This window comes from Rhizobium atlanticum (assembly GCF_030182485.1).
Taxonomy (GTDB): Bacteria; Pseudomonadota; Alphaproteobacteria; order Rhizobiales; family Rhizobiaceae; genus Rhizobium.
In genome coordinates this window covers 116,270-139,843 of record NZ_JAQJCJ010000010.1, presented here as the reverse complement: position 1 = coordinate 139,843, position 23,574 = coordinate 116,270, and the positions used below count along the sequence as shown (strand labels likewise).

26 protein-coding genes are annotated in these 23,574 nt (G+C 61.5%); 5 read left to right on the top strand and 21 right to left on the bottom strand.

The features are described 5' to 3' along the window. Window positions 1–198 precede the first annotated feature (198 nt). From PH551_RS16370 to PH551_RS16355, 4 genes are all read right to left on the bottom strand, one after another. The gene (locus PH551_RS16370) at window positions 199–432 is read right to left on the bottom strand and encodes a BolA/IbaG family iron-sulfur metabolism protein (protein WP_004676237.1); all 234 of its coding nucleotides are present in this window, start codon (window positions 430–432) and stop codon (window positions 199–201) included. A gap of 19 nt (window positions 433–451) precedes the next feature. Beyond that, window positions 452–2,683 carry a phosphoribosylformylglycinamidine synthase subunit PurL gene (purL, locus tag PH551_RS16365; protein ID WP_085778315.1) on the bottom strand — a complete coding sequence of 744 codons (2,232 nt, stop codon included), beginning with the start codon at window positions 2,681–2,683 and terminating at the stop codon, window positions 452–454. A gap of 121 nt (window positions 2,684–2,804) precedes the next feature. After that, window positions 2,805–3,383, bottom strand: a complete 579-nt coding sequence (locus PH551_RS16360; protein WP_285193772.1) for an acyloxyacyl hydrolase — start codon at window positions 3,381–3,383, stop codon at window positions 2,805–2,807. Between the two features lie 122 nt (window positions 3,384–3,505). Further along, window positions 3,506–4,924 (bottom strand): aminotransferase-like domain-containing protein, encoded by a 1,419-nt coding sequence (locus tag PH551_RS16355; protein WP_285193771.1) that lies wholly within the window; start codon window positions 4,922–4,924, stop codon window positions 3,506–3,508. A gap of 81 nt (window positions 4,925–5,005) precedes the next feature. On the opposite strand from PH551_RS16355, the gene PH551_RS16350 reads away from it, so the two are divergent. Beyond that, window positions 5,006–5,260 (top strand): DUF1127 domain-containing protein, encoded by a 255-nt coding sequence (locus PH551_RS16350; protein WP_011425543.1) that lies wholly within the window; start codon window positions 5,006–5,008, stop codon window positions 5,258–5,260. A 21-nt stretch (window positions 5,261–5,281) separates the two neighbouring features. Here PH551_RS16350 and PH551_RS16345 read toward each other — a convergent pair whose 3' ends face one another. The 7 genes from PH551_RS16345 to PH551_RS16315 form a co-directional block, all read right to left on the bottom strand. Further along, a complete protein-coding gene (locus tag PH551_RS16345; RefSeq protein WP_285193768.1) occupies window positions 5,282–5,680 on the bottom strand; it encodes a hypothetical protein in 399 nt (132 codons plus the stop codon). An 89-nt stretch (window positions 5,681–5,769) separates the two neighbouring features. Then, entirely contained in the window at window positions 5,770–6,441 is a 672-nt protein-coding gene (gene purQ / locus PH551_RS16340; RefSeq protein WP_085778310.1) for a phosphoribosylformylglycinamidine synthase subunit PurQ, read from the bottom strand. Further along, window positions 6,438–6,992, bottom strand: coding sequence for an RNA 2'-phosphotransferase (locus PH551_RS16335; protein ID WP_285193767.1), 555 nt, complete (start codon window positions 6,990–6,992; stop codon window positions 6,438–6,440). Before PH551_RS16335 ends, purQ begins: the two co-directional genes overlap by 4 nt. A gap of 46 nt (window positions 6,993–7,038) precedes the next feature. Further along, a complete protein-coding gene (gene purS, locus PH551_RS16330) occupies window positions 7,039–7,281 on the bottom strand; it encodes a phosphoribosylformylglycinamidine synthase subunit PurS (RefSeq protein WP_085778308.1) in 243 nt (80 codons plus the stop codon). A gap of 34 nt (window positions 7,282–7,315) precedes the next feature. Further along, window positions 7,316–8,080 (bottom strand): phosphoribosylaminoimidazolesuccinocarboxamide synthase, encoded by a 765-nt coding sequence (gene purC, locus PH551_RS16325; protein WP_085780082.1) that lies wholly within the window; start codon window positions 8,078–8,080, stop codon window positions 7,316–7,318. A 271-nt stretch (window positions 8,081–8,351) separates the two neighbouring features. Next, a complete protein-coding gene (locus PH551_RS16320; protein ID WP_285193765.1) occupies window positions 8,352–10,643 on the bottom strand; it encodes a putative bifunctional diguanylate cyclase/phosphodiesterase in 2,292 nt (763 codons plus the stop codon). A gap of 94 nt (window positions 10,644–10,737) precedes the next feature. Next, window positions 10,738–11,292, bottom strand: a complete 555-nt coding sequence (locus PH551_RS16315; RefSeq protein WP_085778306.1) for an RBBP9/YdeN family alpha/beta hydrolase — start codon at window positions 11,290–11,292, stop codon at window positions 10,738–10,740. Between the two features lie 177 nt (window positions 11,293–11,469). On the opposite strand from PH551_RS16315, the gene PH551_RS16310 reads away from it, so the two are divergent. Together PH551_RS16310 and PH551_RS16305 are read left to right on the top strand one after the other, a co-directional pair. Further along, the gene (locus PH551_RS16310; protein WP_285193763.1) at window positions 11,470–12,273 is read left to right on the top strand and encodes a DUF2189 domain-containing protein; all 804 of its coding nucleotides are present in this window, start codon (window positions 11,470–11,472) and stop codon (window positions 12,271–12,273) included. 111 nt (window positions 12,274–12,384) lie between these two features. After that, window positions 12,385–12,867 carry a low affinity iron permease family protein gene (locus PH551_RS16305; RefSeq protein WP_285193852.1) on the top strand — a complete coding sequence of 161 codons (483 nt, stop codon included), beginning with the start codon at window positions 12,385–12,387 and terminating at the stop codon, window positions 12,865–12,867. A 282-nt stretch (window positions 12,868–13,149) separates the two neighbouring features. Here the strand turns inward: PH551_RS16305 and purB are convergent, their stop codons facing one another. The 5 genes from purB to PH551_RS16280 all read right to left on the bottom strand — a co-directional run bounded on the left by purB (window position 13,150) and on the right by PH551_RS16280 (window position 17,578). Next, a complete protein-coding gene (purB, locus tag PH551_RS16300) occupies window positions 13,150–14,457 on the bottom strand; it encodes an adenylosuccinate lyase (protein ID WP_097599261.1) in 1,308 nt (435 codons plus the stop codon). A gap of 72 nt (window positions 14,458–14,529) precedes the next feature. Continuing rightward, window positions 14,530–15,015 carry a hypothetical protein gene (locus PH551_RS16295; RefSeq protein WP_285193762.1) on the bottom strand — a complete coding sequence of 162 codons (486 nt, stop codon included), beginning with the start codon at window positions 15,013–15,015 and terminating at the stop codon, window positions 14,530–14,532. Between the two features lie 17 nt (window positions 15,016–15,032). Continuing rightward, window positions 15,033–15,758 (bottom strand): DUF2259 domain-containing protein, encoded by a 726-nt coding sequence (locus PH551_RS16290; RefSeq protein WP_285193761.1) that lies wholly within the window; start codon window positions 15,756–15,758, stop codon window positions 15,033–15,035. Beyond that, complete coding sequence (rpe, locus tag PH551_RS16285; protein WP_285193760.1) at window positions 15,755–16,432, bottom strand: ribulose-phosphate 3-epimerase; 678 nt, start codon at window positions 16,430–16,432, stop codon at window positions 15,755–15,757. The genes PH551_RS16290 and rpe overlap by 4 nt, the downstream gene beginning before the upstream one ends. Before the next feature lie 63 nt (window positions 16,433–16,495). Beyond that, window positions 16,496–17,578 carry an ABC transporter substrate-binding protein gene (locus PH551_RS16280; RefSeq protein WP_285193759.1) on the bottom strand — a complete coding sequence of 361 codons (1,083 nt, stop codon included), beginning with the start codon at window positions 17,576–17,578 and terminating at the stop codon, window positions 16,496–16,498. A gap of 277 nt (window positions 17,579–17,855) precedes the next feature. Here PH551_RS16280 and PH551_RS16275 point away from each other — a divergent pair, with 277 nt between their 5' ends. Then, complete coding sequence (locus tag PH551_RS16275) at window positions 17,856–18,350, top strand: flavin reductase (RefSeq protein WP_085778299.1); 495 nt, start codon at window positions 17,856–17,858, stop codon at window positions 18,348–18,350. Between the two features lie 27 nt (window positions 18,351–18,377). After that, window positions 18,378–18,698: a TfoX/Sxy family protein gene (locus PH551_RS16270; protein ID WP_064705086.1), complete on the top strand. Its 321-nt coding sequence runs from the start codon at window positions 18,378–18,380 to the stop codon at window positions 18,696–18,698. Here PH551_RS16270 and PH551_RS16265 read toward each other — a convergent pair. From PH551_RS16265 to PH551_RS16245, 5 genes are all read right to left on the bottom strand, one after another. Further along, complete coding sequence (locus PH551_RS16265; RefSeq protein ID WP_285193758.1) at window positions 18,668–19,108, bottom strand: NUDIX domain-containing protein; 441 nt, start codon at window positions 19,106–19,108, stop codon at window positions 18,668–18,670. The two genes, PH551_RS16270 and PH551_RS16265, sit on opposite strands and share 31 nt — an antisense overlap. A 6-nt stretch (window positions 19,109–19,114) precedes the next feature. Continuing rightward, on the bottom strand, window positions 19,115–20,614 hold the full coding sequence (locus PH551_RS16260; RefSeq protein WP_285193757.1) for a DEAD/DEAH box helicase: 1,500 nt from the start codon (window positions 20,612–20,614) through the stop codon (window positions 19,115–19,117). Window positions 20,615–20,771: 157 nt separating this feature from the next. Next, on the bottom strand, window positions 20,772–22,085 hold the full coding sequence (locus tag PH551_RS16255; RefSeq protein WP_285193756.1) for a peptidoglycan DD-metalloendopeptidase family protein: 1,314 nt from the start codon (window positions 22,083–22,085) through the stop codon (window positions 20,772–20,774). Between the two features lie 105 nt (window positions 22,086–22,190). After that, a complete protein-coding gene (locus PH551_RS16250) occupies window positions 22,191–23,018 on the bottom strand; it encodes a ferritin-like domain-containing protein (RefSeq protein WP_183700305.1) in 828 nt (275 codons plus the stop codon). Next, window positions 23,015–23,488: a peroxiredoxin gene (locus tag PH551_RS16245; protein ID WP_183700307.1), complete on the bottom strand. Its 474-nt coding sequence runs from the start codon at window positions 23,486–23,488 to the stop codon at window positions 23,015–23,017. Before PH551_RS16245 ends, PH551_RS16250 begins: the two co-directional genes overlap by 4 nt. Between the last annotated feature and the right edge of the window lie 86 nt (window positions 23,489–23,574).

The following is a 23,574-nucleotide window of genomic DNA, read 5'->3' as shown; positions in this document are numbered from 1 at the left end:
GCGCGGTGGCAGCATTCCTGGGATGTCCCTTGGGTCAAGCCCGAGGGCAGGAATGAGGGAGGTTGAAGCACGGCGCATGCGAGGCCGGACACCGTTGTCATGCAGAACCGCTTTGCAGAGAACTAAAGACCCGGAAGGAAAGAATCCTTCCGCCCGGGCCTCTTTATTTCAAAGCTTCGGCCGGCCGAAGCCGGCATGTCAATCCGGCGCGGAGGTCTGCAGGGCGAGAGCGTGCAATACGCCGCCCATGTTTCCCTTCAGCGCCTCGTAGACCATCTGGTGCTGCTGTACGCGGCTCTTGCCGCGGAAGGCTTCAGCGACGACTTCGGCGGCGTAGTGATCGCCGTCGCCCGCCAGATCGCGGATCGTCACCTTGGCACCGGGAATCCCAGCCTTGATCATGTCTTCGATATCGCCGGGTTTCATGGCCATGATCGTTACTCCTTGCGCATCATTCCGCGGCAAGCTCGCCGCGGCCTTCCATGAAGTCAGGGAACCACGATTCATGGGCATCGCGCAATTGCTGAATCGGCAGTGAAATAAGATCGCCGACATCAAGTGTATCGCCCCCGACCGTGCCGAGGCGACGGAAGGGAACGCCGGCGCCTTCCGCATTGACGCAGACGAAATCGGCGACATCGGCCGGCACAGTCAGCACGTAACGGGCCTGGTCTTCGCCGAAGAGCAGCGCATGCGCAGCACCCTTGCCTTCGCCGAGATCGATCTTCATGCCTTTGTCCGAGGCCATGGCCATTTCGGCGAGCGCGACGGCCAGACCGCCCGAGGATATGTCGTGGCAGGCGGTCGCCTGGCCGTTGCGGATGACGGAGCGGACGAAATCGCCGTTGCGGCGCTCGGCGAAGAGATCGACTTCTGGCGCCGGCCCTTCACGACTGGAGAGCAGGTCTCTGAGATAGACGGACTGACCGAGATGGCTGCCGTCGACGCCGATCATGATCACCTTGTCGCCGTCATTGGCGCTGCCGATGCGGACCATCTTGCGCCAGTCCGGCAGCAGGCCGACGCCTGCAATCGTCGGCGTCGGCAGGATGGCGACGCCATTGGTCTCGTTGTAGAGCGAGACGTTGCCGGAGACAATCGGAAAGTCGAGCGCGCGGCATGCTTCGCCGATGCCCTTCACCGCCTGCACGAACTGGCCCATGATCTCGGGCTTTTCGGGGTTGCCGAAGTTCAAATTGTCGGTGGCGGCAAGCGGCTCGGCGCCGGTCGCGGTGATGTTGCGCCAGCATTCGGCGACCGCCTGCTTGCCGCCCTCGAAGGGATCGGCCTCGACATAACGCGGCGTCACGTCGGAGGAGAAGGCAAGCGCCTTGCTCTTGTGGCCATCGACGCGCACGACGCCGGCGTCGCCGCCGGGGAGCTGCAGCGAGTTGCCCTGGATCAGCGTGTCATACTGCTCATAGACCCAGCGGCGGCTCGACTGATTGGCGGAGCCGACGAGCTGGAGCAGCGCCTGGCCGTAATCCTTAGGCGCCGCGACGAGATTGGCGGGCAGGGGCGCAGGCTTGCCGGATTCACGCCAGGGGCGGTCATATTCCGGCGCCTGGTCGCCGAGATCCTTGATCGGCAGGTTGGCGACTTCTTCGCCCTGATGCATGACGCGGAAGCGCAGGTCGTCGGTCGTCCTGCCGACGATGGCGAAGTCGAGGCCCCATTTGACGAAGATCGCCTTGGCCTGCTCTTCTTTTTCCGGCTGCAGCACCATGAGCATGCGCTCCTGGCTTTCCGACAGCATCATCTCATAGGCGGTCATCCGCTCTTCACGGACCGGCACCTTGTCGAGTTCCAGCAGAATGCCGAGATCGCCCTTGGCGCCCATTTCGACGGCCGAGCAGGTGAGGCCGGCCGCACCCATGTCCTGGATGGCGATGACGGCGCCGGTCTGCATCAACTCGAGGCAGGCTTCGAGCAGGCATTTTTCGGTGAAGGGGTCGCCGACCTGAACTGTCGGGCGCTTTTCTTCGATCGATTCGTCGAATTCGGCCGATGCCATTGTCGCGCCGCCGACGCCGTCGCGGCCGGTCTTAGCGCCGAGATAGACGACCGGAAGACCGACGCCCTTGGCTTCGGAGAGGAAGATGGCGTTGGATTTGGCGATACCAGCGGCAAAGGCGTTGACGAGTATGTTGCCGTTATAACGCGCATCGAACTCGACTTCGCCACCGACCGTGGGAACGCCGAAGGAATTGCCGTAACCGCCGACTCCGGAAACGACGCCGGAGACGAGATGGCGGGTCTTCGGATGATCCGGTTCGCCAAAACGCAGCGCGTTCATCGCGGCGATCGGGCGCGCGCCCATGGTGAAGACGTCGCGAAGGATGCCGCCGACGCCGGTCGCAGCACCCTGGTATGGCTCGATATAGGAGGGGTGGTTGTGGCTCTCCATCTTGAAGACGACGCAATCCCCGTCATCGATATCGACGACGCCGGCATTCTCGCCAGGCCCCTGGATGACGCGTGGCCCCTTGGTCGGCAGCGTGCGCAGCCATTTCTTCGAGGATTTGTAGGAGCAGTGCTCGTTCCACATGGCCGAGAAGATGCCGAGCTCGGTGAAGGTCGGCTCGCGGCCGATCAGATCCAGGATGCGCTGGTACTCGTCCGGCTTCAGGCCGTGGCTTGCAATGAGTTCCGGCGTGATCGGGATGGTGTTTGGAATGGTCATGAGCGGAAAGTCCCTGGCGCGTTTTGCGCTGTCTTTAGCTTATGTAGCGGCGACGCGCGACAGAAAAAAGCCCGCCGTCAACAGAGGGCGGGCAGGCTTTTCTCGTAAAGGCGCCAATCGCTCAGAACTTGTAGCCGATCTGGATGCCGGCGCGCGTCATTCCGTCATTCGGGCCGTCGCAGAGATCGGCATGAGAGGAGTGGGCGATCTGGGCCATCACGTTCCAATTGCGGGTTAAACGGTAACCGGCGCCGACATATTCGTGGAACAGGACGCGGCAGCCGAGTTCCGGGCCGTCATCATTGTCGTCCAGCTCGCCGGTATGGATGACGCCGCCGAATCCGGCTTCGGCAAAGAGTTTTTCATTGAGATCGACTGTCCAGGTGAAGCCCGTGAAGAATTGGGTTGCTTCACCCGAAGTGCCGATCGACGTGCCGAGATGGACACGAGGATGCAACAGCTGTTGCTGCCAGCCGACAGCCTGCTCATATCCGAAAGGATCGAAGAGAGCGGTAATCTCCGGAAAGACGCCATCTTCCCCGGCACGACCCGATTGCACCGAGGCGGAGGCCCCGAAACGCAATTCATCGAATATCTGCTCGCCGGCATTGACCGAACCCGCCATCGAGGTGACGGCTACGGCCGCCACGGATGCCAGCCCCAAGAAGCGTAACGCCATCTTTCCGAACTCGACCCTCATCTGCCGTCCTTTGATTCGCACCAAGCGGGAATGACAAAGAGGTAGCATGGGGGTCGCAGTGGTAAAGCGCTCTCGTCAGGCGTGTGCGTTTTTTCGGAATTATGGCGTGTATTTGCAACAGGTCATATTTCGCCGTCATAGGCGGATCCGCCATTTTCCAGCAGCCGGCGCAGGATCATCAGGCCTGCGGTCAATTCCTGGCCCGTTTTGGGTGAGGAGAAGCCGATGCGAATGCGGTAATAGGTTTTCTCGCTGCGAGCCGCCTTGAATTCGTCTTCGTCATCGACCAGCACGCCGTCGCGAAAGGCTGCATTCTTGAAGGTGCCAGACATCCAGGGCTCCGGCAGTTTCAGCCAGAGGAAGGGCGCATGCGGGTGCGACGCGAAGTCGAAACCCTGCAGATGCTCGCGGGCGATATAGGCGCGCCGGGAGAGTTCTCCGATAACTTCCTTGCGGATCTCGTGCGCCCGGCCGCTTTCGACCAGGCGGGCACAGGTCTCCGCCAGAATGAAAGGCAGGCCACCCGTGACCATCCTGTGCGTCACCTTGATGCGCTGGGCAAAGTGTGGCGGGCAGGCGACCCAGCCGCCGCGCACACCGGCGGCGACCGATTTCGACAGGCCGTTGACCAGGAAGGTGCGGTCGGGCGCAAGCGCGGCGATGAGCGGCGTCTCATCGTCGGCCATGCCGCCGTAGAGGTCGTCCTCGATTAGCCAGACGCTGTGCTTTCTGGCAATTGCAGCAATCGCTGCGCGCCGCTCGTAGGGCATGATCGTCACTGTCGGATTATGCACGGTCGGCATCAGGAAGGCGATCTTCGGATGCTGCTGCTGGCAGAGCCGTTCGAAATCGTCAGGAATGAAGCCGAATTCGTCCGAATCGACCGTCACCGTGCGGCGGCCGAGAAGGCGGGCGCTGCGGCTGACCTGGGTATAGGTCAGATTTTCGAAGACGATCTTGTCGCCCGGCGCCGAGACAGCGGCAATAACGGCGACCGCCGCGGCATGGGCGCCGAGCGTCGGCACGATGTTTTCGACCTCCGGTGTCCAGCCGCTGCGGGCAAGCCAGCGGCGGCCGGCGTCGAACCAGTTGCGCGGAAAACTACGGGAATAGGAGGAAATCTCGGTGAGATGCTGTTCGCCGATCTCGGCGAGGATGGCTGAGATGATCTTGCCTTGGCCGAGGTCTGGGGCGGCTGTCGTATCGAAACGGATCTTGTCGGCGGGCGCGTCCTGAAAGCGAGTGCCGCCGAGCGAGACGGCCAGTGCATCGGTTTGTTCGCCGGGCGGCGTCTCGGCGCGGTTCAGCACATAAGTGCCGCGGCCCACCTCGCCGGCAACCAGGCCGCGCTCGTGCACCAGCGCATAGGCGCGGCCGATCGTGCCGATCGTCACGCCGATATCATAGGCAAGATTGCGCTGCGGCGGCAACTTGCTGCCGGCGGGCAGGGCGCCGCTCGCAATGGCGGATTCGATGCTGTCTGCAAGCCGGAGATAGACCGGCCCGGAGCCGCGGGAAAGATCAGGAAGCCAATTTGTCATGGTGACAATTGCTTATATTGTCACCCCGTACCTGTCAAGATTAAGAGTCAATCTCAAGGATGAGCCGAGAGGATCCCTGAAATGTCTGCATTGCCCGAAATCAACACGCCCATTGTACCTATTGTCTCTTATGAGGACAGGCGCGTCATCCTTCCCAGCCCGCCTGCCGAAGCGACGACGCATCTGGGACGGATCTGGGCCGCCATTCGTCTCTGGCATCAGAAGCGGGAGGGCCGGCGCGCGCTCAGGGAGCTTACTGCGGCAGGACTCAAGGATATCGGGGTTTCGCAGTCCGAAGCCGCACGCGAAATCAGCAAGTCATTTTTCTGGGACTGATGCTGCGGGCGACCGCAGCGATCATTTGCAGGCCCTGTTGCCGCCGGACCAACGATTGACATCGGCGGCGATGCGGCCGGCGACAGGCTCCTGCATCATCGGACCAAAGGTCTGCAGATGGGCAGGGCTTCCCTCGGCCTGGACGACGAGCAGCGGCCGGCTTTCCGGGCTGCCCTTGTGGACGAGCAGGATGCGCGGCCGACCGGAGAAGGAATTGAGTTCCGGAGCGAGCTTATAGGCTGCAAAGGCCGGATCGCCAGATTTGAACCAGCAGGCATTGGCGCCGAGCGCTACGCGCTCCATCGTCGGCAACGCCGCCCGGTTTGGGCCTGCCGCCGGTGCCGGCGACTGGCAGGCCGCGACAACGGTTGCCAGAGCGGTCAACAAAGCGGCGTTTGCGACGGTGAGGCGAGGGCGCATTGATCTTGCTCCAGTGATCCGGATGAAAGTCTTCTCGGCTGCATGCCGTTGCCCGCGGTAGGCCTGCGGGCGGCAGGGCTGAGGTGAGGTCAGGCGGCGACGACGTCGAGCGCCGAGGCGAAGAGGGCCCGGCCATCCGAACCGCCATGGGCGGCCTCGATCAGGTTTTCCGGATGCGGCATCATGCCGAGCACATTGCCCTTTTCGTTCATCACGCCGGCAATGTCGTTGATCGAGCCGTTCGGATTGGTGCCCTCGGCATAACGGAACAGAACCTGACCATTGCCCTCGATCTTCGCCAACGTCGCTTCGTCGGCAAAATAATTGCCGTCGTGATGGGCGACCGGGCAACGGATGACCTGTCCTTGCGCGTAGGCGCGGGTGAAATCCGTCTCGGCATTGACGACTTCGAGCTTGATCTCGCGGCAGACGAATTTCAGCGAGGCGTTGCGCATCAGCGCGCCCGGCAGCAGGCCCGCTTCGACGAGGATCTGGAAGCCGTTGCAGACGCCGAGCACCTTCACGCCCTTTGCAGCCTTGTCGATGATCGCCTGCATGACCGGCATGCGGGCGGCGATCGCGCCGCAGCGCAGATAATCGCCATAGGAGAAGCCGCCGGGGATGACGATCAGGTCAACGTCGGGGATTTCCGTCTCCGTTTGCCAGATCGTCACCGGCTGGTGACCCGAGATCTTGGTGAGAGCGGCGATCATGTCGCGATCGCGGTTGAGGCCCGGAAGTTGAACGACGGCTGATTTCATAGAGTCCCCGCATTTCGCGAAAGATATTGGACTGGAACGCTCTCGGCGAGCCATACTCCATTGTCCGCGACAAAGAAAGAATGGCCTTCTGAAAACATGGCGGCTGCGTCGACACGCAGAATGATATAGTCGCCCTTGCGGCGCACGGCGACAATTTTCGCCGTATCAATGTCGGCCGACAGATGGACGTGGTGCCGCTCCATCTTCTTCAGGCCTTCGCGCTCGATCGACGGCCAGTTCGTGAGTGACGTGCCGTGAAAGAGAACTGCCGGCGGTTGAACCGGGGCTAACGCCAGATCGACCTCGACACTGTGACCTTGATTGGCGCGGATCCTGTTATCGACAAGCGTGAAGCGTTTCTTCGGACTGTTGTCGATGATCTCGACGATATCGGCGCGGGAGACGCCGTATTTCGACGTCAGCACCTTTTCGAGATCATCGAACGACACCCAACCCTCGGCATCAAGCGTCAAGCCTGCGGCATCCGGCGCATGGCGCAAAACATAGCTCATGAATTTCGAGACTTCCGTCTCCAGCTTTGCCTTCAGCATGACGCTCAATCCATAAGACCCGCCGGTTGACGGGCAGGTCTGCAGGTCAGTCGATCGCGATCGCGTAATTCTCGATGACAGTGTTGGCGAGCAGTTTTTCGCACATCGCCTTGAGGTCTGCCTCGGCGCTGGCCTTGTCGGCGCCTTCGAGCTCGAGGTCGAAGACCTTGCCCTGCCTTACATGGCCGACGCCCGAAAAGCCGAGGGCGCTGAGCGCCCCTTCAATGGCCTTGCCCTGCGGATCGAGAACGCCGTTTTTCAGCGTGACGGTGACACGAGCCTTGATCACTTTGTCTTTCCTGCCTTACTTGACCAGACGATCTTTACTTAACCAAAACGGGGCCGGTGCCGCGCACAGGCTCGTTTTCATTGATGATGCCGAGACGGCGAGCGACTTCGGAGTAGGCTTCAAGCAAGCCGCCGAGGTCGCGGCGGAAGCGGTCCTTATCCATCTTCTCGCGGGTTTCGATATCCCAAAGCCGGCAGCTGTCCGGCGAGATCTCGTCGGCGAGGATGATGCGCATCAGATCGCCTTCGAAGAGGCGGCCGCATTCGATCTTGAAATCGACAAGCTGGATGCCGACGCCGAGGAAGAGACCGGTCATGAAATCATTGACGCGGATGGCGAGCGCCATGATGTCGTCGAGCTCGGCCGGATTAGCCCAGCCGAAGGCGGTGATGTGCTCTTCGGAGACCATCGGATCGTCGAGCGCATCGGACTTGTAATAGAACTCGATGATCGAGCGGGGCAGCACGACGCCTTCCTCGATACCGAGGCGCTTGGCGAGAGAACCGGCAGCGACGTTGCGCACGACGATCTCCAGCGGGATCATCTCCACCTCCCTGATCAGCTGCTCGCGCATATTGAGCCGGCGGATGAAATGGGTGGGGATGCCGATCTTGTTCAGGTGGCTGAAGATATATTCGGAAATGCGGTTGTTGAGGACGCCCTTGCCGTCGATGACTTCGTGTTTCTTCTTGTTGAAGGCGGTGGCATCGTCCTTGAAGAACTGGATCAAAGTGCCCGGCTCCGGACCCTCATACAGAATCTTTGCCTTGCCCTCGTAGATACGGCGGCGACGGTTCATCTTGGTCATTCTCTGTTGTTGGCGCTCTTGGGATAGCGCGAGTGGATCGATCTCGTGGCGTCCCCTTAAAGGAAAAGAGAGTGTTTCACAATCCGCCTGTCGCTCCTTCCCCGGTTTCCGGATTTCGTGGCCGCGGTTCCCGGATTTGGTGGCCCTATTTCCGGATTTTACGGAATAGCGCCAAGAGAATCGAATGAATTCGCTTTACGAGTCTAGCGGCTTTTCCTCTATGGTGGAATGAAGGCGAAATGGCGGGCCGCTTATACAGGTTTTATTTGACTCTTCTGCTTGGCAGCGCGCGGCGAAGATGCGTCTGCAGGCCGCGCGCGGCGGTCAGCCCGAGGCGCCAGCATCCCGCGCGAATGAAGGAGGGGATCTGCATGGCCGGCATCGGCCGGGCGAGCGCATAGCCCTGCAGCGTGTCGCAGCCGAGTTGCTCCAGAATGCGGACATGATCCGCCGTCTCCACGCCCTCGGCAATGACGAGTATATTGAGCGAGCGCCCGATATCGATGATCGCGCCGACGAGCTTACGCTGCTCGGCCGAGTGCGGCAGCATGCGGATCAGCTCGCGATCAATCTTCAGCGTGTTCGGGCTCAGGCGCAGAAGGCTGACGATCGAGGCGTGGCCGGTGCCGAAGTCGTCGATATGGATGTCGATGCCGAGCTTGCGCAGCTTTTTCAAATTGGCGGCCACCGCCTCGTCGCAATCGTCGAGCGAGATCGATTCCAGCAGTTCGAAGGCGATGGCGCCGGGTTCGATCTTCAGGGCGCGGAGCTTTTTGCCGAGGTCGGGATCGGTCAGCCGCCGGGCGGAAACGTTGACCGATATTTTGGGGATCGACAGCCCATCCTTGATCCAGGCACGCCGGTCTGCCAGCGCGCGCTCCAGGATCAGGGCGTCGATCGTCGAGACGACGTCGAGATCCTCGGCGATATCGAGAAAGCGATCCGGCGTCAGCAGGCCGTGCACGGGGTGTTGCCACCGTGCGAGCGTCTCGATGCCTGTGACATCGAGCGTGCGGGCGTCGAACTGCAACTGATAGAACGGCACGAATTCATCGCGCTCCAGGCCGATGAGGATTTCATCGGCGAGCTGCTTGGCGGAGACGATATCGTTGCGGGCCGATGCCGAGAAGAATTCGAAGCGGTTTCGGCCAAGCCCCTTGGCGCGATAGAGCGCAATGTCGGCGTCGAGCAGCGTCTGCTTGGCGTCGAGCTTGGCGCCGCCATCGACCGCGATGCCGATGCTGGCGCCGAAACGGCAGTCATGCCCCTCATATCTGACGGGCCGGCGCAGTTCGCGGATCAGGCGTTCGGCCAGGCTGGCGATCTTCTTCGATGCAGCGTCGACGGCGCAGAGGATGACAAATTCGTCACCGCCGATACGCGCGACGAAATCAGCGGCGCGAACGGAATGTCTGAGCACATTTGCGGTGTGTTGCAGCATGGCGTCGCCCGCCCGATGGCCGAGGGTATCGTTGATCTGCTTGAAGCGGTCGAGATCGATATGCAGAACCGCCAAAGCGAGGCCGTTAGCCCGGCATTCCGCCGCGCGGTCGTCCAGCATCTTGTCGAGATAACGGCGGTTCGGCAGACCAGTGAGATAATCGTGCAAGGCCAGATGCTCGATGCTCTCCTTGGCGGCTTCGAGTTCGCGGTTACGGGCTTCCGCCAGTTCCTTGGCGCGCTGCAGCTCGTTGCGAAGCGCGACCTCCTCGGTGACGTCCCAATTGGCGCCGATCAGTTTGCGTTGGCCATTGCCGTCGACGAAGAAGGCCGAGCGGGCACGGATGATTCGTTCGACTCCGTCGCCGCGGATGATGCGGTATTCCTGCTGAAAATCGCTGCCGCTTTCGACGCTGCGATCGGCGAGGCCGAGCACGCGTTCACGGTCATCCGGATGCAGGCTCTTGGCCCAGGCGTCACCGCCGATCTTGCGTGCCGCACCCTGCAAGCCGTAGATGGCAATCAGGCGATCATCCCATTCGACGACGTCGTTTTCGATATCGGCCTCGAAGACGCCGATGCGGGAAACTTCCAGCGCCAGGTCGAGTCGGCGCGACAGGCGCGACAGCGTCTCCTCGGCTTCCTTGCGGGCGGTGATATCGGTATCCGTTCCAACGACGCGCGTCGGTACGCCATTCTCATCCCACTCGACGCAGGCCCCACGGCAGTCGATCCAGACCCAGTGGCCGTCCCTGTGGCGTTCACGATATTGGAAGATCTGATAATCCGGATCGCCGGCATTCTGCCGCTCGATCGCATGGGCGACGAAGTCGCGGTCGTCGGGATGGACGAGTTGCAGCCAAGCCTCGTAGTCGCCGGCGACGTCCTCGTCCGGCGCCATTCCGCGGATGGTTTTCCACGTCGGTGAATAATATTTCCGGTTTAGACGGTAATTGTGGTCCCATACGCCGAGGCCGGAACCAACAAGCGCATGGTTCCAGCGGCTCTCGCGCTCAGCCAGATCAGAATCGTCGGTCGACCCATCGCCGGCCTCAGCCGCTGCAGGATCGCCATGCGCTTCATGGGCCCCTGAATGGGCTTTCCTCACGGGCATTCTCGCTGATTTCATCTCGGCGCAGTCTGCGGCACTTCTATTAAGAAAGCCTTAGAAAGTAGTCGCTGAAATGACGAGCGCCGGGTCTCCCAAATCAGACAGAGAGGCGGCTGAGGAACTGGGCGAAGACCATTGTTCCTTCCGGCCAGGGGCCGTGCCCGGATTCAGCGCTGATATGTCCCGCCTCGCCGGCATCGACGAGGAAGGAACCCCAGCAACTGGCGATATCGTCGGCATGCTCGTAGCTGCCGAACGGATCATTGCGGCTGGCGACGGTGATGGAAGGGAAGGGCAGTGGGTCGCGCGGATAGGGCCCGAAGGTCATCAGGTGCTTGGGGCGGATATCCGGATTGGTGACTTCAGGCGGAGCGACGAGGAAAGCGCCTGCCACCCGCTTGCGGAAATGCGGGATGGCATGGATTGCCGAGGGCACGCCGAGCGAATGGGCGACGAGCACAACGGGGCGGGTCGAGGCGTTCACCTCTTCGGCGATACGGGCGATCCAGTCCTCGCGGACCGGCTTCGTCCATTCGGCCTGTTCGACGCGCCGCGCCGTGCTGAGCTTCGCCTCCCAGCGGCTCTGCCAATGGCCGGGGCCGGAATTGGTATAGCCGGGGATGATAAGGATATCTGCGTCTGAGGCTTTCATAGTGCCGCCGATGTGAGAAAGCCCGCCCAAGATGTCAAGAGGGGGCGGCAAGGGAGAGAGCGACACGGGCGATGAATTTTGTTATGTTGCTCCAGTGCCGGTTGCGGATTTCGTATCGGCTTGCCCGCCGATGCCTATCCGCGGCCGACCAAAGTCTCGGCTGAGGAGGAGAAAGCCATGGCGGCATTTCATGTCATGACGGGTGCCAGTGAAAACCAGGCGCGGCCCGTGGTCAATCGCATCGGTATCGGCGACGTCTTCGACGCGCTGAAGCGCGGGCTCGAAGATTTCAGTGAAAAGCCTTCCCACTATGTGTTCTTGTGCCTGATGTATCCAATCGCCGGCGTCTTCCTGACGCTGTGGACCTCCGGCGCCAACCTGCTGCCGATGGTATTCCCGCTGATGTCCGGTTTCGTGCTGATCGGTCCGATTGCGGCGATCGGTCTTTATGAGATCAGCCGCCGACGCGAGGAAGGCCTCGATACGTCATGGACGCATGCGCTTGAGGTGCGCCATTCGCCGGCGCTGCCATCGATCATCGCCGTCGGACTGATGCTCTTTGCCCTTTTCGTCGTCTGGCTGGTGACGGCACAGACGCTGTACGCCAATCTTCTCGGTGATGTGTTCCCGCGCACCATGACGGTCTTCACCCGCCAGGTCTTCGGTACGGCCCAGGGCCTGCAGCTGATCATCTGGGGCAATCTCATCGGTTTTGTCTTCGCGCTCGTCGTGCTGGCGATATCGGTCATCACCTTTCCGCTTCTGCTCGACCGCGACGTCGGAGCGGTTGCCGCCGTCGTGACCTCGATTCGTGCGACGATCGCCAATCCGGTACCGGTGCTGCTCTGGGGCCTGATCGTCGCCGGACTTCTCGTTGTCGGCACCATCCCGGTCTTTGCCGGACTCGCACTCGTTATCCCGATCCTCGGCCACGCGACCTGGCATCTCTACCGCAAGCTGATTGCGCGGGAAGCTGTGTAGCTTCGGTCCTGCCCGCGGGAAAACCTTCATACCGTGTGATCCCCCGATTTTCGGGAACCTCGAACCTGCCTCGGAGTTTTTTTACTCCGAGGAGAGATTTCAGAGGTGATGATGACGCATCTGTTTGCCCGCTTCGCAAGCAAGACATCGGAATGGGCGGGTAAGCCCGTCATCTTCATCCTGGCACTGTGCGTCGTTATTATCTGGGCCTTGCTCGGACCTTTCTTCGACTATTCGGAAACCTGGCAGCTCATCATCAACACGGGAACGACCATCATCACCTTCCTGATGGTCTTCGTCCTGCAGAACGCCCAGACGCGCGACACCCGGGCAATCCAAGCCAAACTCAACGAAATCATTTTGACAAGCCATGCGGAGAACCGCTTTATCGGCATCGAAAATCTCGACGAGGAAGAGCTGAAACATCTCGACGAACTGGTCGCCAAGGCCGCCAAGGGCAGGGGGCAGACGGAGGCCTGCCAAACGACCGAGATTGAGCTAGCGATGCCACCACCGAAAAAGGCGCAGGCGCGCAAACGCTCTGCGCATGCCAAAGCATCGAAGCAGAAACAACGGCCACTTGAGAAAAGCTAACCATCATCCATTCAGCAATCACAAAAAGAAAAAGACAGAAATGAAAACGGCGCCTGCGAAGTCCCCGTCAGTCTGTTAAAAAAGTCTCGTCCGTCATGCTCGGCCTTGTGCCGAGCATCTAACCACTGCAGTTTCTTACAGGAAAACATCTATTTCAGTCACTTAATTGGGTCGGCGCAGATCCTCGGCACAACAAAGCCGAGGATGACGTCGCGGCTTTCGCAGTAGTTTGTCAACAGTCGGACGGCGGCTACAAGACGCCGTCACATCGTTGCAGTCCGCTCAAGCGTTGCCGAAGACGCGGCGGAAGATCGTATCGACATGCTTGGTGTGATATCCAAGGTCGAACTTCTCCCGAATATCCTCCTCGGACAAGGCAGCCCTGACCTCAGCGTCAGCCAGCAGCTCTTCCAGAAAATCCTTGCCCTGTTCCCAGACCTTCATGGCATTGCGCTGCACCAGCCGGTAGGCGTCTTCGCGGGAGGTGCCGGCCTGGGTCAGCGCCAGGAGGACGCGCTGGGAGTGGACGAGGCCGCGGAACTTGTTGAGGTTCTTCTCCATGTTCTCGGGATAGACAAGCAGCTTTTCGACGACGCCGGCCAGACGCGACAGGGCGAAATCGAGGGTGACTGTGGCGTCCGGGCCGATCATGCGTTCGACCGAGGAATGGGAGATATCGCGCTCGTGCCAGAGGGCGACGTTTTCCATGGCCGGCATGGCGTAGGAGCGGACCATGCGGGCAAGGCCGGTAAGGTTTTCGGTCAGCACCGGGTTACGCTTGTGCGGCATGGCCGAGGAGCCCTTCTGGCCGGGCGAGAAGTATTCTTCCGCCTCCAGCACTTCGGTGCGCTGCAGATGGCGGATTTCGGTCGCGAGCCGCTCGATCGACGAGGCGACAACACCGAGGGTCGCGAAATACATGGCGTGGCGGTCGCGCGGGATGACCTGGGTCGAGACCGGCTCGGCCTTCAGGCCGAGTGCTTCGGCGACATGTTCCTCGACGCGCGGATCGATATTGGCGAAGGTGCCGACGGCGCCCGAGATAGCGCAGGTCGCGACTTCCTCGCGGGCAGCGACGAGACGCTGGCGGCAGCGCTCGAATTCGGCATAGGCAAGCGCCAGCTTGACGCCGAAGGTTGTCGGCTCGGCATGGATGCCGTGCGAGCGGCCGATGGTGACCGTGTCCTTGTGTTCGAAGGCGCGGGTTTTCAGCGCTGCGAGGAGCCGGTCGAGATCGGCGATGAGGATATCAGTGGCACGCACCAGCTGGACGTTGAAGCAGGTGTCGAGCACGTCTGATGAGGTCATGCCCTGGTGGACGAAGCGCGCATCCGGGCCGACGATTTCGGCGAGGTGAGTCAGGAAGGCGATGACGTCATGCTTGGTGACCGCCTCGATTTCGTCGATGCGGGCGACGTCGAAGGTGGCCGCACCCCCTTTTTCCCAGATCGTCCTTGCCGCCGATTTCGGGATGACGCCGAGTTCGGCCAGCGCGTCGCAGGCATGTGCCTCGATCTCGAACCAGATGCGGAACTTGGTTTCGGGAGACCAGATGGCGACCATTTCGGGCCGGGAGTAACGCGGGATCATGGGCGGCTGCCTTCACTTCGAGAGGTTTGCTTCATTGAGTTAGCGCCCCTGTAGCAAAGACCGGCGGCAATCTCAACGCATGCGTTTGGTGAGATGATAGCTGCTGACGACAAGGCAGACGAGGCCGAGCGGCAGGAAAAGGCGAAGGCCGATCACCAGGAACTGGTAGACGGCACTGATGCCGGTGAAGACGAACTGGAAGGCCCAGGCGACGCTGCCGAAGGGCGCGTGCCAGCGCGAATAGAAGATCCGGTATTCCATGGCGAAGAGGAGGGCGGTCATCAGGATCGTGGCTGCCGTCAGCGTCACGAAAAAGGCGGCGAAGCGCGCTTCCGGTGGCCTGTTATAGGCAAAAAACCGAGCGACCGGCAGGGCGAAGGGCCAGGAGAGCAGGCCGCCGAGAAAATAGAGTGCCGCCACCTCGGCGAGCCGGCTCGTCTCGAGGCCGTTGCGGAGGTAAAGGCCGAGCATGGCGGCGGCCAGCATCTGCACGCCCCAGAGCAATGCGCCGGCAAAGAGATCGGAGGAGGGCGGCTTTGCCGCCCTTAGGCGATCCATCCTGGGGCGATCCATGCTCAGGGATGGACCGGGACGGCGATCCAGCGTCCGTTCCTCTCAGCATCGAAGGCGAGAACCAGCGCAATGTGAATTTGATTTCCGTCTTCAGGCTGGTAGACCACCGCGCCGCCGATCCTGAATTCGACCGAGCATGTGCGCTCGGCCGGAACAGCCGTTGCCTGCCGCGCAGCCTGACGGTTCGGGACACCTTCCTTCTCGATCATCTGCAGGCTGAAACCAAGGACACGCTTGTCGACCGTTGCGCATTCCTTCGGCGTCGGCACCGGCGTCTCGCCGAGTGAGAGCGTATAGGGCGTCTTCGGTGGCCCATCGATCGCAAGTGTGGTGTAGCGAAGTGTCTTCGAGGGCGAGCCGAGCTCGGTTGGCGGGTTGAAGGCGGCAATCAGACCCGGATTTGTCAGAAGGTCGTACTTATCCATCTGGCTGCGCGCCGCCGTTAAGTTCTGCCGGCGGGCCTTGGAAAGATTGGCGTCCTTATCCGTCAGTTCGGTGCGAAAGGGGGTGCCTTCGAGATATTGGCCGCCGTCGGTATTGATGAAGTAGGTTTCCGAATAGGGAGTCTTGCTGTTTTCTTTGATGCCGAATTCCTGAAATGCGAAGACCTTGCCGTCAGCGGAAAAGCCGATCGGCTGGATGCTGGCAATGTCTCCGGCCAGCGACAAGCCGGGCAGGCCGGCCAATGCGGCTGCAATCATGCCACCAAAGATCAGACGCTTCATCATGCTCGTGCCCCTTCGGCTGCCTGACGCAATTCGGCGACGGTCTTACGATAGCTGTCGACCGTACCGCCCTTGAAAATTGCCGAGCCGGCGACGAGCACGTTGCCGCCGGCGCGCGCGATATCGGGCGCCGTTTCCACGGTGACGCCGCCGTCGACCTCGAGTTCGATCGGCCGGTCACCGATCAGAGACTTTGCCGCTGCGATCTTGGCCGTCATCGCCGGAATGAATTTCTGTCCGCCGAAACCGGGATTGACCGACATGATGAGGATGAGGTCGACGTCTTCGACCACGTTCTCGATGGCGCTCAGCGGCGTCGCCGGATTGATCGTCACGCCGACCTTCTTGCCAAGATTGCGGATGGTTTGCAGTGAGCGGTGCAGATGTGGCCCGGACTCGGCATGCACGGTGATGCGGTCGCAGCCCGCCTTGGCAAAGGCTTCGAGGTAGTCATCGGCCGGAGAGATCATCAGATGGCAGTCGAAAGTGGCATTCGTATAGGAACGCAGCGACTTGATGACATCGGGACCGAAGGAGATGTTCGGCACGAAATGCCCATCCATCACGTCGAGGTGGATCCAGTCGGCGCCGGCGGCCGTTACGTCGCGCACCTCCTCGCCGAGCCTGGCGAAATCCGCCGCGAGGATCGAAGGGGCAATGCGAATGGGCAGCGTCATCAAGTCTTACTCCCGTATGGGCGCCATCTGCGCACGGCGCCGGAATTCAGGGCTGGCGGCCGCTCATTGCGTCGGCGCAGCAGGTGGAAAAAAGCCATTGCCCCGCCATTCAAGCAGGCGGTAGGGGTTTTGCGAAAGCTCGTGCGCGCCGGTGAAGGCGACCGCGCCGATCGGTGTCTGGAACGTCGTGCCGACAAGGGTCTCCCGCAGCGGCTTGCCGGCGGCAGCGGCGGCTTCGGCCGCCTGGCCGGCAATCAGGGCCGCCGCCAGGGATGGCAGGACATAACCTTCAGGCTCGGTGCCCTTGGCGCGCAAAGCGCCGGCCGCCGGCGCGCCTTCTGGCAAAAGCGCATATTCGGGCAGGGCGACGGCACGCACGCCGGGGGCGAGAGGCAGCGGCTGATCGGCGGCGCGCATGGCGTCGCCGCCGAGGATCGACAGCGGAATGTTTTCCGCCTTGGCGTCGCGGGCCATGACGGCGACGTCGTTGCGATCGCCGCCAACGAAGACCCTTGTGGCGCCGGCCCGTTTCAGGCGGCGGACGAGGGCGATCTGCTGCTCCTGTCCCGGCCGGTAGGTATCGGTGAAAACTGGCTTCAGGCCGTTCTGCTCCAGCGCATTGCGCACAGCTTCCGTCAGTTCGCGGCCATGAATGGTGCCGTCCTCGATCAGCGCGATCGGGTCGGCTGCCCAGTCCTTGAGGATCACCTCGATGATCTTTGCCGCCTCAGTGCCGTCGGCCGGTGCCAAGCGGAAGAGCGGCCAGCCGTTTTTCAGCGCATCCTCCATCAGGATGCGCGAACGTGCCGAAACGGTGATCGCGGGAATATTGGCGTCCTTCAGCTTCGGCAGTGCGCCTTCCAGCGTCTCACTGCAGAGAAAACCGACGGCAATCTGCACCTTGGCACTCACGAGCGCATCGGCGACCGCCGCGCCGCTATTGTCCTCGCAGGTCTCGTTGACGGCGACGAGCGTATTGCCTGATTGCTGGATCTCGAAACCGGCGCCGGCGGCGATCTGCGCGCCGAGCAGGCCGAGCGGCCCGCCCTGCGGGGCGACGACGCCGATCGTCACGCCGGCCGCATGACCTTGCGCCGCCGTTCCGAGCAGCGTCAGAAAGGCTGCTATGCCACGCAGGTTGATCATGAAAGGCGAAGATCCCTAGCCATCGTCCATGCCCTTTTATCCGTAAGGCCGCAATCGTCAAAGAAAAACAAGCGGAACCCAGCGCTTTTCACCGGACCTATTGTAGAAAAGGTAACCGATGCTCGCCATATTGGCGCGATAGCAAGTCGAACTACGGTGCCGGACCTCATTTCAGTCGCGCAAAGGACACTGTAGCATTTTGAATTGCTGCATAGTTCTCCTAAATCGATCCCGATTTAAGGAACGACGCAGGCAGAAGAGCACGCGGGAGAAGCACGTGTTGAACAGGCAGCATATCGACCCCGGCCTTTATCGCGATGCCATGAGCCGTTATGCCGGTCATGTGCAGCTTGTGACGACGGCAATGGAAGGTCTGCGCCGCGGCGTCACCATCACCGCCGCCTGCTCGGTCTCGGACAACCCGGCTTCGGTGCTGATCTGCCTCAACAATACCAATCCGAAGAACGAGATCTTTTTCCGTAGCGGCATCTTCGTGCTCAACACGCTCGGCGCCCACCACCAGGCCGTCGCCGATGCTTTCTCCGGGCGCACCGCGATTGCCAATGACGAGCGCTTCGCCAGCGGCCGTTTCGACACGCTCGTCACCGGCGCCCCCGTTCTTGCCGATGCGCTCGCCGCCTTCGACTGCCGGGTGACCGACATCAAGGAAATGCCGACACACAATGTCATCTTCGGTGAGGTTGCCGCCGTCCGCTTCAGCGAGAAGCACCCGGCGCTCATCTATATGAACCGGGATTATCACACGCTGTAATGCGGCTGGCGGGTAAGGAAACAGAGAATGGATAATGCCGGGATCGAGGAAATGTTTCAGGGGCTCGGCCCCGTCACGATCAAGCGGATGTTCGGAGGCAAGGGCATCTATCATCTCGGGCGCATCGTCGCCGTCGAAGTGCGCGACGAGATGCTACTGAAAGCCGATGAGACGAGCGCCCCGGAATTTGCTGCCGCCGGCGCCACGCAATGGGCCTATGAAGGCAAAAAGGGCAAGCCGGTGAAAATGCCCTACTGGTCGATTCCCGAAGAGGCTTACGACGATCCCGATCTGATGGCGAAGTGGGTGCGGCTCGCCTATGAGGCGGCGCTTCGCGCCGAAAGTTGAGCGGGTGGCAAGGCTGCGATCGCCGCCTTGGTGAAGGCTGACAGCGGTTCCGGCAAATCCGTCAAGGGAAACCAGCCGAAATCCGAAAGCTTGTCCGGCTCGGTCAATTGCGGCTCGCCATCGACGTCGCGCGCGAGATAAAGGATGGAGATCCAGTGCTGGCGGTCGGCATAGATGATCTGTTCGGTCATGCCGATGCGCTCGATCCGGCCGATCCTGAGGCCGGTTTCTTCCTCGGCCTCGCGGCGCGCAGCTTCTTCAGCCGGCTCCATGTGATCGACCTTGCCGCCGACGATGTTCCAGTAGCCGGCTTCAGGTGGGCGTATGCGCTTGTAGAGGAGGATCCTGCCTTGGCGTAGGATCACCAAGCCGACGCCAAGGCCCGGGAAGTCGACGCCAGGCTTGCCCAATGGATGTTAGACCTTGGCGCTGCCGGCGATCAGCATGAAGGCGGGGATATCGTCGCCGAAACCGACCGGAGTCGGGCCGTCATCGTGATCACGATGACGGCGGCGGTCGCGGCTGTCGTCATTTGCCGGATAAGGCCGATTGTTGCGCGCATTGTTTTGCGGCTTCTGCTCTGCTTTGCGCTCGTTCTTCACGACTTCGGCCTTTGCTGGTGCTGCTGTGATCACTTGGACGTCATTATCCTGTATTTCGTTATCAGATTTATGACTCGCAGCACTGTGCCTGCCGCGTCCGCGCCCGCGATCCTTGTCGCCACGTTCGCGTCCGTTGCGGCGAGGACGGTCGCTATCCTTGCCTTCTTCCGCCGGTGGCAGCGAGTTCAGGTCGCCATTCAGCCATTCGACATTTTCGCCGATCAGCTTCTCGATGGCGTCAACGAATTTCGTGTCGCGCTTGGTGACGAGAGTGAAGGCGGCGCCGGATCGGCCGGCGCGGCCGGTGCGGCCGATGCGGTGGACATAGTCCTCGGAGTGGATCGGCACGTCGAAATTGAAGACGTGGCTGACATCGGGAATGTCGAGACCGCGAGCGGCAACGTCGGAGGCCACCAGCAGCTGGAGGTTACCGTCACGGAAGTTCTGCAGCATCGTCGTGCGGGAACGTTGGTCCATGTCGCCATGCAACGCACCGACGGAGAAGCCGTGGCGTTCCAACGAACGGAAGAGATCGGCGACATCCTTCTTGCGGTTGCAGAAGATGATCGCGTTCTTGAGTTCGGTCTGGGCGCGGACCAGCTCACGTAAAACCGCGCGCTTCTCGTAATCCTTGCTGTGCGAGGCGACGAAGCGCTGCGTCACGGTCTTTGCGGCCGAAGCGGGCTTTGCCACCTCGATACGCTCGGGGTTCTGCAGGAACCGGTCGGCGAGCTTCTGGATCTCCGGCGGCATGGTGGCCGAGAAGAACAGCGTCTGGCGGGTGAAGGGGATGAGCTTGGCGATGCGCTCGATATCGGGAATGAAGCCCATGTCGAGCATGCGGTCGGCTTCGTCGATGACGAGGATTTCGACGCCGCTCATCAAGAGCTTGCCGCGCTCGAAATGGTCGAGCAAGCGGCCGGGCGTGCAAATCAGCACGTCGGCGCCGCGCTCGAGCTTGCGATCCTGGTCCTCGAAGGAAACGCCGCCAATCAGAAGGGCGACATTGAGGCGGTGGTTCTTGCCATACTTCTCGAAATTCTCGGCGACCTGAGCGGCGAGTTCGCGCGTCGGCTCGAGGATCAGCGTGCGGGGCATGCGGGCGCGGGCGCGGCCCTTTTCCAGAAGCGACAGCATCGGCAGGACAAAGGATGCCGTCTTGCCGGTGCCGGTCTGCGCGATGCCGCAAATATCGCGGCGTTCAAGCGCAAAAGGAATGGCTCCCGCCTGAATAGGCGTGGGGGTCGAATAGCCCGCATCGGCAACGGCCGATAGCACTTTTTGGCTCAAGCCAAGGTCAGCGAATGTCGTCAAAGGGAAAACTGTTTCCGTTCCGGTTCGGCCGAGCTCTGAACGAGTCGGCGGGATTGCATGCCGCAATGCAGCGCGACATAGCTCCGAATGGCCGGCAAGTCAAGAAATAGAGAGGCCGCACCCTGTGCAGAGTGAAGCTTTGGTTACCGGGCGGGTATTACTTGATATAGGTGGCGAGTTTAAGGCCCGCATTCATGAAATATACTGGATCGACCGCATGGCCGTTCTGGCGCACTTCATAATGCAGATGGGTACCGGTCGAGCGGCCGGTGCTGCCGGCAAGGCCGATGACGTCGTTGCGGTCGACCGTATCGCCGGCCGTGACGAGAACCTGGGACATGTGGCCATAACGCGTCGAGATGCCGTTGCCGTGATCGATCTCGACCATATTGCCGTAACCGCCTGTCCAGCCGGCTGATATCACCTTGCCGGGCGCTGTCGGGCGGATCTTTTCGCCCGGCGAAAATCGGAAGTCTACGCCGGAATGCAGCGCCAGGCGGCCCAGGAAAGGATCGCGCCGGTTGCCGAAGGGGCTGGTCATTTCCTTGCCGACAGCGGGATTGCGGAAGGGCAGGGATTCGGCCGTGCTGCGCACGGCTTCCAGCCTTGTCAGCGCGCCGTCGAGAGCGGCCAGCGAATTGTTGAAATCATCATTGCTCTCCGGCTCGACGAACGGGCCGCCAACGGCGCTGTCATCCCAGTCCTGCTTGGTTGCGGTCTCGGGCATCGGAATCTTGAACCGGGTCAGCACGCTCTCGATGGCATTGGTGGCATTGCCGGCGTCGCTCGTCAGTTGCTCGATGCGGTTGCGCTGGTCCTGTTCGACATCCTTCAGCGACAGCGTCACCTTGGAGAAGATGCGGTCGGCGCGATCGCCGACCGTCTCTGTGGCCGGCACATAGGCAAGAGTCGTATTGTCGGGAGTGGCGTCGGCTGGTGCGCCGCCTGCGAGCTGTTTCTCGATAGCCTCGATGCCGCTTCCGCCGAGCGAAGCGCGCTTGTCCTTAATGGCCGGGGCATAGGATTGCGCAGGCGAAGACAGCGCGCTGTCCTTATCTGTGAGCCCGGAGCTTTCGGCACGATCGAGCAAGTTGTCGAGCTTGCCGTGGCGTGAGGTGAGCGCCATCTGCTGCTCCATCAGCTTGTCGACTTTGTCTTCCACCACCTGCTGGTCAAGAAGCTGACGGGAGGTGATGCGGTCGACCTGGGCGCGAAGGGCGGCGATACGGTCCTCATAGTCGTGCTGCATGCGGGCCTGGCGCGCCATAGTGGCGCCGATCAGGTCGTCGCGCAGGACGAGATAGGAGGTCGCCAGGAGATAGCCGATTGAAAAGACGCCGAGGAAGCAGAAGGCGAGAGCGGCCATCCACGGCCGAACCGTCATGTGGCGGACTTTGTCACCGCTTGCCAGGATCAGAATATGTTCCTGCGACCGCTTGCCGAATACCCGGTGCTGATGTCCGCCGTTCACGCAGGCTCTCCCGATTGATGCTCTACGCCTCTTTCGGAAAATTAGACACGTTTATGGTTAATGAATGCTTTCGTCGTCGCGGTTTACGTTAGAAAATCGATCAGCTCAAGCATGGCTGATCGATGCCAGGGAGCGGTAGAAGGATGGCGTCAGCCCGGCTTCGGCGCGAGCGAGATCGTTGAAAGGCGGCTTCAGCGGCCCCCGGAAATTGGCGCGCACCAGCTCCTGAAAGGCCTTTGCCGGGTCGCGTTTCTCCCGCGCGCAGAGGAAGCGGAACCATTTGGCGCCAACGGCGACGTGACCTTTCTCGTCGTTGTAGATGACATCGAGCACCGCTGCGCTTTCGAGATCGCCAGTCTCACGCATCTTCGCCTGCAGCGAAGGGGTGACGTCGAGACCGCGGGCTTCCAGAATGAGCGGCACGACGGCGAGTCTCGCCGTGAGATCATTGCGCGTCGAATGAGCCGCCTGCCACAACCCGTCATGGGCGGGAAGATCGCCGTAATCGGCGCCGAGATCGTTGAGGCGGGCGCGCACCATGCGGAAATGCTTCGCTTCCTCGAAGGCGACCTGCATCCAGCCGTCGAAGAAGGAATTGGGCACAGGCTCGGTCGCGAATCGTGCGACGATATCGAGCGCCAGATCGACGGCGTTGAGCTCGATATGAGCAATGGCATGGAGAAGGGCGATCCGGCCTTTCAGCGTGTGCAGCGAGCGCCTTTCCACCTGGGTCGGCGGCGTCAGTACCGGTTTCTCGGGGCGACCGGGCCTCTCCGGCAGGGCTGCGTCGAGCGGTGAGCGCAGCGACACCCGGCGGGCGAACCAACGGGTGGCGCTTTCCTGCGCAAGGGCGGTCTTGCGGTCGAGATCGGCTGAGCGGATGGCGTCGATAGCGCCGCCGCGCAGCGAGCTTATCGCGAGATCAACGGTCACGCGGCCAGGTTCCTGACGGCTTCGAGGACGGTCTCGGCATGGCCCTGCACCTTCACCTTCTGCCAGATCGTCGCGATCGTGCCGTCCTGGCGGATGAGGAAAGTCGTGCGCTCCACGCCCATGAAATTGCGGCCGTACATACTCTTTTCCTTCCAGACACCGTAGGCCTGGAGCGTCGTCTTCTCTTCGTCGGAGGCGAGCGCCACCGAAAGACGGTGCTTTTTGATGAACTTGTCATGGCAGGCTGCCGAATCGGGTGACATGCCGATAACGGCAGCACCAGCTGCTTCAAACTCCGGCGCCAGCGCTGTGAAAGCCAGCGATTCAGCCGTGCAGCCTGTCGTGTCGTCCTTGGGGTAGAAGAAGATAACGAGGGGCCGGCCGTGAAAATCGGAAAGCGAGACACGGCCGCCGCCATCGCGGGGGAGGTTGAAGTCGGGGGCCAGGGCACCGATGCCGGGAACCGCCATTGGGAAAACCTTTCTTTTGCCGGGTTTATGGATGACACTCTCTGTCCCCGAATTATATATTGGACGGAAACCCGTCCAGCATGGCC